The organism is Microvirga aerophila (assembly GCF_003332305.1).
Taxonomy (GTDB): Bacteria; Pseudomonadota; Alphaproteobacteria; order Rhizobiales; family Beijerinckiaceae; genus Microvirga; species Microvirga aerophila.
Genome location: NZ_QOIO01000019.1, coordinates 1 through 267 on the forward strand (window position 1 = coordinate 1; position 267 = coordinate 267).

Here is a 267-nt window from a genome sequence, read left to right on the forward strand (position 1 = left end):
TCACCTGATGATCGCCGGAAGAAGCGAAACCTAGGAGCGTTGCATTGACCAGCTTGCACCTGAGGAAGGCGCCTTCCATTGAAGCGCCTGATCCAAACCACCGCACCAAATTGCTGAAGATCGGAGCGCGGCAGTGCCGCTACATCGTCTCGGATGATCCTCGTCATGCCGTCTTCTGTGGAGCTTCGACACGAGAAGCCTCAAGCTGGTGCGACTGGCACCGCAGGCTTGTTTACGTCCCGAGCCAACCCGGCAGAGGCGAGCGTG

Annotated in this window: 1 protein-coding gene; it reads left to right on the top strand. The window is 59.2% G+C overall.

Features of this window, described 5'->3' with window-relative positions; all coding sequences use genetic code 11:
- Positions 1–53: 53 nt before the first annotated feature.
- A partial coding sequence (locus DRB19_RS31855) for a GcrA family cell cycle regulator (RefSeq protein WP_420870161.1) occupies positions 54–267 on the top strand: 214 nt, incomplete at its 3' end.